General features: G+C 60.9%; 15 protein-coding genes. 7 read left to right on the forward strand and 8 right to left on the reverse strand.

Features of this window, described 5'->3' with window-relative positions; genetic code table 11:
* Positions 1-69: 69 nt before the first annotated feature.
* Positions 70-264 carry a hypothetical protein gene (locus ACVDG9_RS03585; protein ID WP_152508421.1) on the reverse strand — a complete coding sequence of 65 codons (195 nt, stop codon included), beginning with the start codon at positions 262-264 and terminating at the stop codon, positions 70-72.
* Between the two features lie 252 nt (positions 265-516).
* Between ACVDG9_RS03585 and ACVDG9_RS03590 the strand changes: the two genes are divergently transcribed.
* On the forward strand, positions 517-1,005 hold the full coding sequence (locus ACVDG9_RS03590; RefSeq protein ID WP_447237312.1) for a hypothetical protein: 489 nt from the start codon (positions 517-519) through the stop codon (positions 1,003-1,005).
* Between the two features lie 16 nt (positions 1,006-1,021).
* Here ACVDG9_RS03590 and ACVDG9_RS03595 read toward each other — a convergent pair whose 3' ends face one another.
* The 3 genes from ACVDG9_RS03595 to ACVDG9_RS03605 form a co-directional block, all read right to left on the reverse strand.
* Entirely contained in the window at positions 1,022-1,327 is a 306-nt protein-coding gene (locus tag ACVDG9_RS03595; RefSeq protein WP_152508419.1) for a GNAT family N-acetyltransferase, read from the reverse strand.
* A 115-nt stretch (positions 1,328-1,442) separates the two neighbouring features.
* On the reverse strand, positions 1,443-2,147 hold the full coding sequence (locus tag ACVDG9_RS03600) for a pirin family protein (protein ID WP_152508418.1): 705 nt from the start codon (positions 2,145-2,147) through the stop codon (positions 1,443-1,445).
* Between the two features lie 128 nt (positions 2,148-2,275).
* On the reverse strand, positions 2,276-2,842 hold the full coding sequence (locus tag ACVDG9_RS03605; RefSeq protein WP_447237313.1) for a DUF3291 domain-containing protein: 567 nt from the start codon (positions 2,840-2,842) through the stop codon (positions 2,276-2,278).
* A 188-nt stretch (positions 2,843-3,030) separates the two neighbouring features.
* Between ACVDG9_RS03605 and ACVDG9_RS03610 the strand changes: the two genes are divergently transcribed.
* The 3 genes from ACVDG9_RS03610 (at position 3,031) to ACVDG9_RS03620 (ending at position 5,005) form a co-directional block, all read left to right on the forward strand.
* On the forward strand, positions 3,031-3,858 hold the full coding sequence (locus ACVDG9_RS03610; RefSeq protein ID WP_152508416.1) for a sulfite exporter TauE/SafE family protein: 828 nt from the start codon (positions 3,031-3,033) through the stop codon (positions 3,856-3,858).
* Between the two features lie 132 nt (positions 3,859-3,990).
* On the forward strand, positions 3,991-4,692 hold the full coding sequence (locus tag ACVDG9_RS03615; protein ID WP_023002160.1) for an AzlC family ABC transporter permease: 702 nt from the start codon (positions 3,991-3,993) through the stop codon (positions 4,690-4,692).
* Complete coding sequence (locus tag ACVDG9_RS03620; RefSeq protein WP_062490371.1) at positions 4,685-5,005, forward strand: branched-chain amino acid transport AzlD family protein; 321 nt, start codon at positions 4,685-4,687, stop codon at positions 5,003-5,005. Before ACVDG9_RS03615 ends, ACVDG9_RS03620 begins: the two co-directional genes overlap by 8 nt.
* Position 5,006: 1 nt before the next feature.
* On the opposite strand, the gene ACVDG9_RS03625 is transcribed toward ACVDG9_RS03620, so the two are convergent.
* Complete coding sequence (locus ACVDG9_RS03625; RefSeq protein WP_447237314.1) at positions 5,007-6,557, reverse strand: bifunctional aminoglycoside phosphotransferase/ATP-binding protein; 1,551 nt, start codon at positions 6,555-6,557, stop codon at positions 5,007-5,009.
* A gap of 128 nt (positions 6,558-6,685) precedes the next feature.
* On the opposite strand from ACVDG9_RS03625, the gene ACVDG9_RS03630 reads away from it, so the two are divergent.
* Together ACVDG9_RS03630 and ACVDG9_RS03635 are read left to right on the forward strand one after the other, a co-directional pair.
* Positions 6,686-7,066 carry a hypothetical protein gene (locus ACVDG9_RS03630; protein WP_055657628.1) on the forward strand — a complete coding sequence of 127 codons (381 nt, stop codon included), beginning with the start codon at positions 6,686-6,688 and terminating at the stop codon, positions 7,064-7,066.
* 382 nt (positions 7,067-7,448) lie between these two features.
* Positions 7,449-9,113 (forward strand): thiamine pyrophosphate-binding protein, encoded by a 1,665-nt coding sequence (locus tag ACVDG9_RS03635; protein ID WP_447237315.1) that lies wholly within the window; start codon positions 7,449-7,451, stop codon positions 9,111-9,113.
* Between the two features lie 73 nt (positions 9,114-9,186).
* Here the strand turns inward: ACVDG9_RS03635 and ACVDG9_RS03640 are convergent, their stop codons facing one another.
* Genes ACVDG9_RS03640 through ACVDG9_RS03650 form a run of 3 tightly spaced genes read right to left on the reverse strand, consistent with a single transcriptional unit; the run spans position 9,187 to position 12,093 of the window.
* Complete coding sequence (locus ACVDG9_RS03640) at positions 9,187-10,542, reverse strand: TRAP transporter large permease (protein ID WP_023002155.1); 1,356 nt, start codon at positions 10,540-10,542, stop codon at positions 9,187-9,189.
* Position 10,543: 1 nt separating this feature from the next.
* The gene (locus tag ACVDG9_RS03645; RefSeq protein WP_297840185.1) at positions 10,544-11,059 is read right to left on the reverse strand and encodes a TRAP transporter small permease; all 516 of its coding nucleotides are present in this window, start codon (positions 11,057-11,059) and stop codon (positions 10,544-10,546) included.
* Positions 11,059-12,093 carry a TRAP transporter substrate-binding protein gene (locus tag ACVDG9_RS03650; protein WP_447237316.1) on the reverse strand — a complete coding sequence of 345 codons (1,035 nt, stop codon included), beginning with the start codon at positions 12,091-12,093 and terminating at the stop codon, positions 11,059-11,061. Before ACVDG9_RS03650 ends, ACVDG9_RS03645 begins: the two co-directional genes overlap by 1 nt.
* A 384-nt stretch (positions 12,094-12,477) precedes the next feature.
* On the opposite strand from ACVDG9_RS03650, the gene ACVDG9_RS03655 reads away from it, so the two are divergent.
* A complete protein-coding gene (locus ACVDG9_RS03655; RefSeq protein ID WP_296601310.1) occupies positions 12,478-14,193 on the forward strand; it encodes a thiamine pyrophosphate-requiring protein in 1,716 nt (571 codons plus the stop codon).
* Positions 14,194-14,308 lie beyond the last annotated feature (115 nt).

A 14,308-nucleotide genomic window follows, 5' to 3' on the forward strand; every position in this document is an offset into this window, starting at 1 on the left:
TCCGTGCTTGGCGAGCCGTCTTGAACTTTGATGGTACCCGGCAGCAGGTTGATAGCTGCCGAAGCGCGATCATGTCTTCCTGAAAGACTTGATGAGCAGGACAATGGCGCTGCAGCCGAGAAGCACGCCGGCGATGAAACACATCAATGGAGCCAGCAGGCCAAAGTCCGCCTTGAGCGCCTCATAGTTCTGGTTGCCGAACTTGAAGAGGGCGGACGTCATCCAGAGGAACAGTATTGCTGTGATCAGGCGGCCGTAGTTCATCCGTGCCCTATCGGTGTTTCGAATGAGAACGGAGTAACCCTTTTTCCGTTAAAGGTACGTGTCGTTTCTCGGATAAAGTGTAGGCTGGGCCGCAGGCAGACGATACCAAGGGCTCTGATTATACGGCGAACGGATGGTCGGTCGGTTCTCCCAAGAAATCAGGTCTTTCTGACGGTTCACGGCCCGGGAGGCCGTTGTGTGTCATGCGGGACTCTGTCTGAATGAGAGCACCTGATCTCTAAGGAGCATGCAATGTCCTATCACGATGCCCCCGGCCTTGGCCGCCGTCTGGTCCGTTTGCCCGGTCAGCTGCTTCTGGCGCTCGTGAATGCGACGGCGCTGCTCGTCATTGCAGCCTGCGTGCTGTCGCTTCTTGTGTTGAACAGGGTCGATACAGCGGGCGAACGTATCGCCGGCAATGTGACAGAAGCCGCGCTCGCCCGGTTGCAGGTCTCTCCGGGCGAATTCAAGGCCCGGATCGAAGCGCTCGACGGCAAGATCACCGGGCTTGCTGCGCAACTCTCTGATCCCGAGCTCAGGGATCATTGGGAAGTGGCGCAGCAACTGAAGGAGCTCAATCGGAACCTTGCCGACATCAGGCTGGCGGCAGTTGGTTTGAGCGCTGCCGGTCCGGAAATCACCGACACCGCTTTCGAACAGGCCGGCAACATGCTGACCGGTGCGCTCTACACCTTGCGGGGGTGCGAGACGGCCGTAGAGGACAACGAGCCTTCGAGCTGAGCATGTTTCTTTTCGCCTAGGCCTGAAACACGTCCGCCCATTCGGGGTGCTTGCGCCGCTGCGCATTCACATAAGGACACAGAGGCACGATCTTCACCTGCTTGCGACGGGCGTCATCAACAAGCCTTTCCACCAGTGCCTTGCCAACCCCCATGCCACGCATACTGTCCGGCACGCCGGTGTGATCGGCAATGATCAGGTGTTCGTTGACAATGGAGAAGGTCAGTTCGGCCGGTTCGGTGATCCCGTCTACCTTCGCCACATAGCGGCCTTTGCTGCCATCCTGTTCCAGGGTGATGTCGGGGGAAGTTGTCTCTACCATTGTCGGTCTCCTGATGTGGATGAAAGCAATTGCTCTGATCCTGTGTTCAATCTGGCTGTTCGTTTCCAGGGAAGTACATGGGGATGGGGCGGGAACAATCCCGCCCCAATTCGTGTCAGGCTGCCAGGTCGAACAGCAGGAATTCGGCATTCTCACTGGCTGTCAGCGAGATCGCGCCTGTCTGAAGCAGACCAAGACCGTCACCTGCGGAAAGCGGTTGGTCGTTGACGCTGATCTTGCCTTTCACCAGTTGCAGCCAGACTTTCCGGCCGGGGCGGATGTCGAAGGCCAGGCTGCGATCGGCGGTCAGAAGCGACGCATAGAGATCGACATCCTGATGAATGGTAACGGATCCGTCCCGCCCGTCGCGCGATCCGATCAGGCGCAGCGCATCGCGGCGGCCGTCTTCCGGAAAGGCCTTCTGCTCGTAGCTTGGCGAGATTCCGTCAGCTTCCGGAACGATCCAGATCTGCAGGAAGTGGACCGGATCCGTGTCCGAGTGATTGTACTCGCTGTGACGGACACCGGTGCCGGCGCTCATGCGCTGCAGTTCTCCCGGCCGGATGACGGAGCCCGTACCGAGCGAATCCTTGTGTTCCAGACCACCGGAAACGACATAGGAGATGATCTCCATGTTCTGGTGCGGGTGGGTCGGGAAGCCGGCGCTGGGCGCGACACGGTCCTCGTTGATCACCCGCAGGGCACCGAAACCGATGTGGTTCGGGTCAAAATAGGACCCGAAGGAGAACGTGTGCTTGCTCTTCAACCAGCCGAAATCGGCATCGCCGCGAGCATCCGAAGGACGGAGTATCTGGTTCATGGTTCAATCCTTTCCCAATTTCTGGCACGGGAATGTCCGTGCGCTGTTGGACCTAAGATTGCCATTGCGAGATTGTTTTACAATTCTGCCAAATCTGGACAATTAGTCATCGATTTTTGAACAATTCCCTATTGAAAAGTCTTTGGAGCTTCGGTCCGGGTTCGGTTTCGTTCCGCGATCTGTTTCGATACGCCGCCGTTCACTGTTGTGGGCTTTCCGGAAGGATCGAAAGCGGACTTGAAAGTGAAGGCCGCGGGCGTGGGGCCCGCGTCGCCCAGGCGCTCGAAGCGGTCGACCGCTTCCACCCAGTCCGGTTGATGGCCTTCCGGCACCCACCACAGGGCATAGGCGGGGTAGGCGTGGTCTTCCTGCATGAAGTCCTGGCCCTTTTTCAGGATCTCGGCGTGCGGCCCTCGGTAGACGGCGGCAAGCGCTGATTCCAGGTCTTGCCAAAGCGAGATGGTGGAGGGTGCCCAGCCGTCGCCATTGTCCTGCCAGTACCTGGGAAAAACCTGCTCGCCCCAGCTGTCCGGTCCCGGTTCGTCCTCGTAGCCGGAACGGGCGACGAAACCCTCGGCGCGTTCCATCGCGGCCCACACAAGCGGCTCGGCCTGGTGAAAGGGTTCCACAACCGGGTGGTCCGCCCGCGTACGGAATTGGCCGAATGTATAGAGCGCAAGCCAGTGACCGTTCATGCTTCCTCCCCGCCTGAATGACACCCGGCAGAGACTGGCTGCAATTCACCCGTGTCGCAAGAGGTTGCAAGCGTCGCAAAACAGATAGTCCGCGCATGCGGCTGGAAAAATTCGCGCAGCTGGTCTAAGCGCTGGAAGAAGACTTTGGTGGCCGGCATGAGCTCGGCACCGGCAACGAGGATAATCGCGTGGAAGATCTCAGCCTTTTCTCCCTTGGCCTTCTGGCTGTTGCGCTGCTGGCAACCGGGCTTGTGGCCGGGATCATTGCAGGCCTGCTCGGCGTCGGTGGCGGCATCGTCATCGTGCCGGTGCTCTATTACATGTTCACCGCTCTGAAGATCGACCCGTCGGTTCTCATGCATGTGGCGGTGGGAACGTCGCTTGCAACCATTCTGGCGACCGGGACGTCGTCGGCGCGTGCCCACTACAATCGGGGGAGCGTCGACATGGATCTCCTGAAACGCTGGTGGTGGGCGATCGCCCTTGGCGTCATCGCTGGGGGAACGCTCGCGGGGAATATTTCGGGCGGCGCACTGACGCTGGTCTTCGGGATTGTCGCTCTGGCCGTGTCGGCCAACATGATGTTCCGCAAGGAGGGCTCCCATCTGGCCGACAAGCTTCCCGGATCTCCTATCAAGGAAACATTGGGTTTCCTGATTGGCGGGATCTCGGTGATGATGGGCATTGGCGGTGGCACGCTCGGCGTTCCGACATTGACCCTCTTCAATTATCCGATCCGCAAGGCGGTTGGCACCGCAGCAGCCATCGGCCTCATCATTGCGGTTCCAGGCACCCTGCTGTCGATCTTTTTCGGTTGGGGCGAGGAGGGGCGCCCGCCGTTCTCGCTCGGGTATGTCAACCTGATCGGCTTCTTCCTGATCATTCCGGCCAGCACTTTTGCTGCACCCTGGGGCGCGAAGATCGCCCATGCCATCGATCCGTCAAAGCTCAAGCTCGTGTTCGCGCTGTTCCTCGGTTTTACCGGCCTGCGCATGATCTACGGCGTCGTGTTCTGACCCGTGGCCTGGTCCTGGCTACAGGATCGCTGATGGGTAAATCAAAAGGTTTCATTGGTTCTGAGGCGATTTATCAGCAATACTGACCTTTCTATGCGGGGGCTGCCCGCCGCCTGACACTCTTGGACAGACATGTTGAACAAAAATGTGACCCTCAGCCTGCAAGGCTGCGTGCGGGGCGCCACGATGTGCATTCCGGTTTCCCCGGGCATCATCGCGCTTGGACTGGTCTTCGGAACGGTCGCCGCGCAAAAGGGGCTGACCTTCCTCGAAACGATCATGATCAACTCGCTGGTCTTCGCCGGCGCCAGCCAGTTTGTCGCGATGGAAGTCTACAGCGATCCGCTCAATTATGCTCTTGTCGTGGCGATGATCGGGGTTACCGCTGCCGTCAACATGCGCATGCTGCTGATCGGCGCGAGCCTGCGGCCCTGGCTTGGCCAGGTGCCGGCCTGGCAGACCTATCCTTCCCTGTTTCTGCTGACGGACCTCAACTGGTTGCTGGCCTTGTCGGAATACGACAAGGGCACGCGCGACTGGGGGATCTATCTCGGCAGCGGCCTCTTCACCTGGTCGGTCTGGTCGCTTTCCGTCGTTCCGGGCTATTTCGCGGGCAGTCTGGTGTCGGACCCGAAGGTCTATGGCCTCGACGTGGTTCTGCCGGCTTTCTTCGCCGCACTTCTGGTGCCGCTCTGGAAGGGCAAGCGCCAGACAGTCAGCTGGCTGTTCGCAGGCGGTATCGCCGCGCTGACCTGGTATCTGGTCGGGGGCTACTGGAGCATTTTCACCGGTGCCATCGCCGGTGCTTTCGCGGGGGCCTATCTCGATGACTGAGGGAGCATTCACCGCCGACCCGATCTTTATCCTGGCCGTGCTTGGCATGACAGCGGTCACTTACGCCCTGAGGGCGGGTGGATACTGGGTCATGGGCCGGCTGCCCATCACGCCGCGGGTGCGGCGCGGTCTGGAGGCGTTGCCGGGGGCGATCATCGTTTCCACCATCCTGCCCATCGTGTTGAAGGGCGGGCTGGCCGTGGCGCTGTGCCTTGTCGTAGCTGCAGCGGCACAGGTGACACTGCGCAAGGAATATGTCGCCGTCTTTTGTGCAGCCGGAGCCGCGGCAGCTCTCAGGGCTGCCGGACTGTAGGCTACTGGCGGTTCAGGATTTTCCGCACCTGTCCGGCGGTTTCGTCGACGTTGCTGCCCGCGTCGATTTCCGCCCAGTTCATCTGGCCGAGGTCGTAGCCAAGCTGGGTATCGACAACGTCGGCGTTTGCGTCCGAAGCATCGTCCCCGCGCGCGGAGACCCGGGCTTTCAGGATGTTCGCCGGCGCGGTCAGCCACAGGCCGCAGAAACCGCATTCAACATTATTGGCGATGGCCTCGATACGGTCCCGTTCGCTCTCGGCGGCAAAAACCGCATCGAAGATTGCGGAGTGACCTGCTGCGAGGACGGTCTGAATGGTGTCGTCCAGCGCGTGGTAGACCTTCTGGGACGCCTCCAGCGTATAGGCTTCCGCGGGCGCCTTTTCCGTTTCTTCAATGCCCAGCAGGCGCTTTCGCATCACGTCCGTGCGCAGCACGCGCGCGCCGGGTGCCCGGCCGATGCCGGGGGCAATTTCGTAGGCAAGCGTGGTCTTGCCGGTGCCGGAAAGGCCGCCGATGGCAACCAGTTGCGGGCGTGAGGGATCCAGAAAGTCCACTGCGTGGCGGAAATAGGCCTGGGCCTGGTCGCGCTCACGTTGTTTCTGGTTGGGGTCCGACTGGTTGAGCGCGGAGCTGGCCGCGATCTTGGAGCGGATCGCCGCGCGCATCATCAGGTAGAAGGGCAGGGCTGCCAGGCCTTCCGAATGCGTGTCCAGGCGGCTCTTGTCCATGTAGCGGTTGAACACCCGGTTGGCCGCACGCTGTTGACCCCGGTCCCACAGGTCCATCAGCAGGAAGGCGAGATCGTAAAGAACGTCGCCGGTGGCAATCGCATCTGAAAATTCAACCGCATCGAACAGGACCGGGGCGTCATCAACCATGACGATGTTGCGAAGGTGGGCGTCTCCGTGGCAACGGCGGACAAGGCCCTGTTCGCCCCGGCGCAGGATCAGCTCGTGCAGAGCCGACAGGACAGTGCGGGAAGTCTCGGTCAGATGCCGGACCGCCTCGGCTTCGAACAGATCGGGGTGCTCGCGAAAGGCGGCGTCGTTTTGCTCCACGTAGCTTGCAAGCTCCGCGTAGAAGCCATTGCCCTGCCGCAGCGGGGCGGCGTCATGAGCAGTGACCATCATGTCCGCCAGCCTGTCCGTCAGGGTGTCCGGAAGCGGGTCGGTTCCAGCGACGGAGTCCAGTTCGTGCTGTCGTTCGAACCGGCTCATTTCAACTGCCCATTCGATGGGCTCTCCAGTGCCGCCAAGATCCAGCGAGCCATCTGCCTCCCGCGTCACAGGCAAGGCCTGCCGGTAGATCTGTGGTGCGTTCGGCTGGTTGAAGGTTATCTCTGCCTTGCAGGCTTCTTCGCGCAAGGGCAACGTCGAATAATCGAGAAAGGGAAACTTGACCGACCGTTTGACCTTGTAGGCCTTGCTGCCCACCAGAAAGACGATATTGGCATGGGTGTCGATCCGCTTCACCTCGGGCCGCGCCGGATCGTCGGACGGCAGGCTGCCGAGGAACTCGAGCGCCTGGTTCTGGGTTTCGGCCTGATCCATCTTCCGTCCCTTTTGCTGACACGTGGCAATACATGCCTCACATGCAAACCACCGGGTTTGATCCTTCTCAATGTGAGGTGCCCCGGATGTGGCACAAATAAACCGGATTGTCAGTAAAGGAGGGCCCCATGAGCGACTATCCGGCTTTGAAGAAGATCAGGTTGAACCTGGCCAGAACCAAGGATTTCCCGCAAGGTTCGGCGAACCACGGTTATGAATTCACCGCTCCGCTTGACGAAACCGGCCATATCGACGCCGGTCTTTGGAAGAAGCAGCGTGACCATTGCCGTGTGCGGCGATTCTGGGGCGCCGAGGAAGAGGAAGTCGGCCACCTCATCCACCGTCCGGGGGGCTCCTGGGCTTTCCATTACGATATCGACGGCGAGGACGACGACGAGGCGGGCTACCGTTTCGGCGCACATGCCTTCAACCCGGGTGAATACGTCTCCATCAAGGACGAGGATGGCGAGATGCACACCTTCCAGGTGGTGACGGTTCAGTCGATCTGAGATCAGCTTCCCATAACAAGACATAACAACGAATGGGGGCAGGGGTACCGGGAAACCGGTGCCCCTTTTTTGTTTGCAGCGCCGGTGCTTACCGGCAAGGCTGGCCATGACATGAGGCCCATCCTTCGAGACAGCGCTTCGCGCTTCCTCAGGATGAGGACTGTGTGTGACACAATCAGGCGGCCTTACAACACATTTAACTTCATCCTGAGGAACGCGTTTGCGCGCGTCTCGAAGGATGAGCTGCAAGTCCGTTGTCGGAGATAAATTATTCTAAATCGGAATGACCCCATTGCCAATTAATCTGATTTTCGCCTCTAACAGGCGGGATTTTCATACGCTATAGAATGAACAGATCATCTTTCTCGTAAGGACCCGGAACATGGACCAGAAGACCGGCGGTGAATTGTTGGTGGAGGCGCTGGAGCGCCACGGGGCGGAGCGTGTGTTCTGTGTGCCCGGCGAAAGTTACCTTGCCGTGCTCGATGCGCTTTACGATGCATCGATCCCGGTCACGGTCTGCCGCCAGGAAGGCGGGGCTGCAATGATGGCCGATGCCTGGGGCAAGCTCACCGGCAAGCCGGGCATCTGCATGGTGACCCGTGGTCCCGGGGCTACCAACGCTTCTGCCGGTGTCCACGTGGCGGCGCAGGATTCCACGCCGATGATCCTGTTCATCGGACAGATCGAGCGCGGCATGCGCGAGCGTGAAGCCTTTCAGGAAATCGACTACCGCCAGATGTTCGGCGGCATCGCCAAATGGGTCGCGGAGATCGATCACGCGGATCGCGTACCGGAGTTCATTTCGCGCGCCTACCATGTCGCCACGTCCGGTCGTCCGGGACCGGTGGTGCTGGCGCTTCCGGAAGACATGCTGGTCGAAAAGGCGGATGCCCCGCAGCCGCCTGCGTGGACCCAGGTCGAAACGCATCCGGGCCTCACCCAGATGGCGGACCTGCAGAAGCGCCTTTGGGCGGCCGAGCGGCCGATCGCCATTCTGGGCGGCAGCCGCTGGTCGGAAGAGGCCGTCGCCGGCTTTACCCGCTTTGCCGAACGTTTCGACCTGCCGGTTGCCTGCTCGTTCCGCCGCCAGATGCTGTTCGACAACCTGCATCCGAACTATGCCGGCGATGTCGGTATCGGCATCAATCCGAAGCTGCTGGCACGGGTCAAGTCCTCCGACCTGATCCTGCTTGTCGGTGGCCGCTTGTCGGAAATGCCGAGCCAGTCCTATTCGCTGCTCGACATTCCCTCTCCCACACAGCAACTGGTGCATGTCCATCCGGATGCCGAGGAACTTGGCCGGGTCTACCGGCCGACGCAGGCAATTCATGCCAGCCCGACTGCCTTCTGCAAGGCGGCCGAAGGCCTCCAGCCGCCGTCCGAACTGAAGGGCGCAGGCGAAGCGGCCAAGGCCCATCAGGATTATCTGGACTGGTCCGGTGCCCGGCCACAGGTACCCGGCAACCTCCAGATGGCCGGCGTCATGGAATGGCTGGAAGCCAACCTGCCGGAAGATGCGGTCTGCACCAATGGGGCCGGCAACTACGCCACCTGGCTGCACCGCTTCCACCGGTTCCGTCGCTACGCCACCCAGGCAGCGCCGACGAGCGGTTCCATGGGATATGGCCTGCCGGCAGCCGTTTCCGCCAAGCTTGCCTTTCCGGAGCGCGAAGTCGTCTGTTTTGCAGGCGATGGCTGCCTGCAGATGACCATGCAGGAGTTTGGCACCGCCTGTCAGGACGGCGCCAACATCATCGTGCTTGTGATCGACAACGGCATGTACGGCACCATCCGCATGCATCAGGAACGCACCTATCCCGGTCGCCCGTCGGCAACCAAGCTGGTCAATCCGGATTTCGCAGCGCTTGCCCGCAGCTATGGTGCCTTCGGTGAGACAGTCGAGACGACAGACGCTTTCGGTCCTGCATACGAACGAGCCCGTGCCGCCGGCACACCCGCAATCCTGCATCTGAAGCTCGACCCGGAAGCCATCACCCCGGCCGCCAGCCTCAGCCAGATCCGCGCGGCGGCGCAGGGAAAGTAAAAGCCCAGCCTTGAACGAAAAAAGCACGCCCGTTACCCGGGCGTGCTTTTTCATTTATAGGGGGCTTCGATGCCTACCTCAGCACCTGCGGCAGCCACAGGGTGATGATCGGAAAACAGACCAGCAGGATTACGCGCAGGATCTCGGCACAGAAGAACGGTGCAACGCCCTTGAAGGTCTCGATCATCGGCGTTTCCCGGTCGAGCGAGGAGATGACGAAGACATTCATGCCGACCGGTGGCGTGATCAGGCCGAGTTCGACCACGATCAGGGCGAGTACGCCGAACCAGATCTTCAGGTCCTCCGTGCTCATGCCGAAGCCTGCCCCTTCCGCTCCCTGGTAGATGCCGCCGTTGATCTCGACCAGTACCGGCCAGAAGAACGGGATCACCAGCAGGATCATAGACAGGCTGTCCATCAGGCAGCCGAGCAGGATGAGCGCGATCAGCAGCAGGATCAGAACCGTCATCGGTTCGAGCCCGGAGTTGGCGATCCAGGAAGCGGTTTCCTGAGGCAGGCCAACGCGGGACATGAAGATCTTGAGGAGTTCCGCCCCAAGGATGATCAGATAGATCATGCCTGAAGTGGACGCGGTTTCCTTGAGCGCCTGAATGAAGTCGTGGCCGGACAGCTTGCGTTGCAAGAGCCCGAACAGCAGGACCAGAAAAACGCCGACGGCAGCTGCCGGTGTCGGGTTGAAAAATCCGAAGTAGATGCCGCCGATGACCAGCCCGAAGATGATCAGCACCGGGATCATGCCGGCAGTCGCCTCCAGGAATTCCTTGCGGTCGGCAACACCTCCCTTGGGCCCGGCTTCCGGCTTGATGGTAACATAGAGGGCGATGGTCAGAAGGAAGAGAACCACCGCCAGCAGGCCTGGCAGAAATGCTGCCATGAACATGGTGACGATGTTTGCTTCCACGATGATGGCATAGATGATCAGCACGACCGAGGGCGGGATCAGGATGCCGAGCACGCCGCCCGCGGCGAGCGTTCCTGTCGCCAGCGCACCGGAATAATTGTAACGCTTGAGTTCCGGCAGCGCGACCTTGCCCATGGTGGAGGCGGTTGCAAGCGACGAGCCGCAGACCGCACCGAACCCGGCGCAGCCGGCGATGGCCGCCATGGCCGTGCCGCCGCGCAGCCAGCCGAGCCAGGCATTGGCCCCCCGGAACAAAGCCTGGCTAAGGCCGGTCTTCGAGGCGATCGCCCCCATCAGGACGAACATCGGCACGACGGAAAGGTCGTAGATGGAGAACTGGCCGTAGGCGAGGGTCTTCAGCTGGCTGAGGACGAGGGCGGGGCCGTTCAGCATCATGGTGCCGACACCGCCGACAAGGATCATCGCATAGGCAATGGGCATGCGGATCGCGATCAGGGCGATCAGCACCACGAGAGCGCCAAGCCCGAGGACAAGTGCGTCCGTCATTCTAGTGGTGTCCTCTCGACAGCGCGGTCATGTCCTGCAGCAGCGTGACCAGCGCGGCCAGTGCCAGCAGGGCAAGCGATATCAGGATCGGCACGAAGGCCATCCAGTGCGGGATCTGCAGGATGGTGGTGGTGTAGTCGTAGTTCTTCTGGTCCAGCATGCCGTAATACATGCGCCAGATCAGCAGCAGCGCAAACACAAGGGCAACCAGCGACCCGAGCAGGGTGAAGAAGGCAATCACCCGTCTGGACGCGCCGGCGGTGAAGATGTCCGCCGAGACGTTTGCCCCGACCAACTGGCAATAGGGCAGGAACGCGAAGACCGCGATGGCCACGCCCATTTCGGTCAGCTCGAAATCACCCGGAAACGGTGTGCCGAAAACCGAGCCGATGATCGACAGCATGTTGACAGCAACGACCAGCAACAGCACGGCGCCGCCAAGGAGTGCCCAGAGCGTTATCAGGCGGCTGGCAGCCCCGGTGAACCCGGAACTGCTGGCTTTGAGAGTGTTCGACATCAGTTGGCCGAGTGGCTGGCCACCGCTGCGCGGGCCTTTTCAACCAGCGCGGCACCGTCGATACCCTTTGCGGAGACTTCCTCGACCCAGCGGTCGGCAACGGGTGCCAGCGCCTGACGGAAAGCTTCGGTCTCTTCCTCGGTCAAGGTGACGTGGGTGTTGCCTGCCTTGGTGGCCAGACCGATCCCGAAATCATCCGAAGCAGCCCAGATTTCGCCAACCTTCACGATCCACTCGGGACCGGAGGCATCGCGAAAGGCCTTCTGAATGTCTTCCGGCAGACCATCCCAGCGTTCCTGGTTCATGGAAACCTGGAAGGTGGTGGTGCCGAAACGCTCCTTGTCGACGCCTTCGATCTGGTACTCGGTCTGCTCCTGGATCTTCAGCGGCGGAATGATTTCCCAAGGAATGAAGGCGCCGTCGATAACACCCTTCTGCAGCGCAGGCGGCAGTTCCGGAACCGGCATGGCGACCGGCGAAGCGCCGAGTGCCTCGATCACCCAGGCACCGGTACGGGTCGGGATACGGATCTTCTTGCCGGCGAGGTCTGCCGGGGAGTGAACTTCCGTGTCGCGCATGTGAATGGCCTGGCCGGCATGCACATGCAGGAACATTACTTCAACGCCCTTGTATTCGTCCTTCAGGTCCGTTTCGTACAGATCCATCAGCGCCTGGTTTGTGGCCGCCGGATCGTTGGTGTGAATGCCCGGAAGTTCGAACACCTCGGTGCGCGGGAAGAGGCCAGGCGTATAGCCGTTCACGGTCCAGACCAGATCGACCACGCCGTCACGCACCTGGTTGATCAGTTCGGGCGGACGGCCGCCAAGCGTCATGGCCGGATAGATTTCGATATGGACCTTGCCACCGGAATTTTCTTCCACCTGCTTGGCCCACGGCACCAGCATCTGCGTGTGCGCAGGGGCTTTCTCACCCAGAAAGTGGTGCAGCTTGAATTCGTAATCGGCCGCGGCTGCGGACGATGCGCCGGCGGCGATCATGGCAGCGGCCAGAAACGCGTTCTTGAGAATGCTCATGTTGTCTCCTCCCATCGGAAGCTCTTGTCGACTCCCGGTCTGTAACTTGCTGGCCAACCTTCAATGTGTGCGATCGCGGAACGCCCTTCAACGAAGTCGGAAGACCTTTCGGGCGCACCTCTTGCAGATTTGCAGCCAGCAGGGAACGTAGCTCCGCGATCATCTTCACTAATTAGTTTGGTAATGTAAAATGAGATAATAGCCATTATACTTTCCAATTCTGGAAAGAAAATTCCTTGTTCCCATTGCCGTTTTTTATCGTCTAGGGTGCGCGTCAAAGCAGATGCGAAGGCGGCGGTTCGCGGAGGGGCTCCTCTCCCGCAAGAGCCTGAATTGCCTCGCAATTTCTGCATTCTGCATCCAAAAGGAACATGGGAGGACGGCATGGCCGACAGGATGGACAGCACCACAATTACCGCGGGTGGAGCGGTGTTCGGCAAGTTGAAGGCGCTCGGTGTCGACTATGTCTTCGCAAATTCCGGCACAGATTTTCCACCGATCATCGAGGGACTGATCGAGGCAACACAGAACGGGCTCGACCTTCCGGTGCCGATCACGGTGCCGCACGAACATGTTGCCGTCGGTATGGCACACGGCTTTTACCAGATCTCCGGCAGGATCCAGTCCGTCATGCTGCACACCAACGTGGGGCTCTCCAACGGCATTACCGGCGCCATCAACGCCTGGTGCGATCAGATCCCCGTGCTGATGATGTCCGGTCGCACGCCGGTGATGGAAGCCGGCCGCTTTGGCGCGCGCACGGTGCCGATCGGCTGGGGACAGGAAATGTTCGACCAGACCGCGCTGATCCGCGAAGTCACCAAATGGGACTACGAGTTGCGTTTTCCCGAGCAGATCGCGGATCTCTTCGACCGGGGCTGGGCGATTGCCAATTCCACGCCCAAGGGCCCCGTCTATCTCAGCCTGCCGCGTGAAGTTCTGTGCGAGCAAACTCCGCCGGACGGCCTTGATACCCCGTCGAAACAGTCACCGGTCATCGCAGCACCGGAACCCTCGTCCCTGAGGCGCGCGGCAGACCTGCTGGCGCAGGCCAAAAGCCCGCTGATCATCAGTCAGCGAGGAGCCGGATCGGAAGAGGCCTTTGCAGCCCTCGGACGGTTTCTGACGGACTGGGCCCTGCCGCTGTCGCATTATTGGGCAAACCAGCTTTCCGTGCCCCTGTCGCATCCGATGCAGGTCGGCGCGTCGCCGGAAGCCCTGCTTGCCGAGGCGGACGTGGTGCTGGTGATGAACTCTCTGGCGCCCTGGTGGCCGGACAAGGTCGCCCTTCGCGATGATGTCACCGTGATCCAGCTCGGGCCGGATCCCCTGTTCACCCGCACGCCTATCCGCAACTTCCAGGCGGATGTGACCCTGGCAGGAGAAACCGCTCAGACGCTGCTGGCCCTGATTGCCGAAATGCAGAGCCGTCCGCGTGACGAAGCCGTTTTGAACGCCCGCAGACATCGTATTGCCGAACTGTCGTCCGCCAATCGAGCGGAGGTTGTCGCCCGGGCCAAGCGCGGCAATGCCGGCCCGATGAGCAAGGACTGGGTCAGTCTTTGCCTTGGCCGCGCCATCAAGGGGCGGAGGGCCACAATCTTCCATGAGCTTGGTTGTCCGCTCGAGCCGCTCGACCTGGAGCAGCCGAACAGCTACTTCCAGGAACCGCATTCCGGGGGGCTAGGATGGGGTCTCGCAGCGGCGCTTGGCGCACAGCTTGCCGACCGCGACCGGCTGGTCTTCGCAACCATCGGCGACGGCAGCTACATGTTCGCCAACCCGACGGCCTGCCACATGGTTGCCGAAGCGCATGAGTTGCCGGTGATCACCCTTGTGCTGAACAACGAGGAGTGGGGCGCAGTGCGTCACTCGGTGGTGGGCACTTACAAGGATGGTCTTGCCAGCAAGGCCAACGATGTGCCGCTGACGTCCCTTCGGCCAAGCCCGGATTTCACCAGAACCGCGGAGGCCAGCCGCGCCTACACCGAAACGGTGACGGAAGGCGACGCGCTGCCGGCAGCGCTGGAACGTGCCATCAAGGTGGCGACGGAGGAAAAGCGGCAAGTTCTGCTCAACATCGCCATCGCGCGGGCTTGAGGCGCGGGTTCAATTGATCGGAAGAATAAGAAAATCAAGGGACGATTATCTTGTTTTTCCGAAAGGAGCTCTTCGGACATGCCCCGTGGTCCGGCCTCGAAAGGCAGGTCATAGT

The organism is Roseibium sp. RP-7 (assembly GCF_053005225.1).

Excerpts from the sequence above, each read along its gene's own strand:
- ACVDG9_RS03630 (WP_055657628.1), top strand. The coding sequence starts at position 6,686 with ATGAGCGACTATCCGGCTTTGAAGAAGATCAGGTTGAACCTGGCCAGA.
- ACVDG9_RS03615 (WP_023002160.1), top strand. The coding sequence starts at position 3,991 with ATGTTGAACAAAAATGTGACCCTCAGCCTGCAAGGCTGCGTGCGGGGC.
- ACVDG9_RS03625 (WP_447237314.1), bottom strand. The coding sequence starts at position 6,557 with ATGGATCAGGCCGAAACCCAGAACCAGGCGCTCGAGTTCCTCGGCAGC.
- ACVDG9_RS03655 (WP_296601310.1), top strand. The coding sequence starts at position 12,478 with ATGGCCGACAGGATGGACAGCACCACAATTACCGCGGGTGGAGCGGTG.
- ACVDG9_RS03585 (WP_152508421.1), bottom strand. The coding sequence starts at position 264 with ATGAACTACGGCCGCCTGATCACAGCAATACTGTTCCTCTGGATGACG.
- ACVDG9_RS03595 (WP_152508419.1), bottom strand. The coding sequence starts at position 1,327 with ATGGTAGAGACAACTTCCCCCGACATCACCCTGGAACAGGATGGCAGC.
- ACVDG9_RS03645 (WP_297840185.1), bottom strand. The coding sequence starts at position 11,059 with ATGTCGAACACTCTCAAAGCCAGCAGTTCCGGGTTCACCGGGGCTGCC.
- ACVDG9_RS03635 (WP_447237315.1), top strand. The coding sequence starts at position 7,449 with ATGGACCAGAAGACCGGCGGTGAATTGTTGGTGGAGGCGCTGGAGCGC.
- ACVDG9_RS03600 (WP_152508418.1), bottom strand. The coding sequence starts at position 2,147 with ATGAACCAGATACTCCGTCCTTCGGATGCTCGCGGCGATGCCGATTTC.
- ACVDG9_RS03640 (WP_023002155.1), bottom strand. The coding sequence starts at position 10,542 with ATGACGGACGCACTTGTCCTCGGGCTTGGCGCTCTCGTGGTGCTGATC.
- ACVDG9_RS03620 (WP_062490371.1), top strand. The coding sequence starts at position 4,685 with ATGACTGAGGGAGCATTCACCGCCGACCCGATCTTTATCCTGGCCGTG.
- ACVDG9_RS03650 (WP_447237316.1), bottom strand. The coding sequence starts at position 12,093 with ATGAGCATTCTCAAGAACGCGTTTCTGGCCGCTGCCATGATCGCCGCC.
- ACVDG9_RS03590 (WP_447237312.1), top strand. The coding sequence starts at position 517 with ATGTCCTATCACGATGCCCCCGGCCTTGGCCGCCGTCTGGTCCGTTTG.
- ACVDG9_RS03605 (WP_447237313.1), bottom strand. The coding sequence starts at position 2,842 with ATGAACGGTCACTGGCTTGCGCTCTATACATTCGGCCAATTCCGTACG.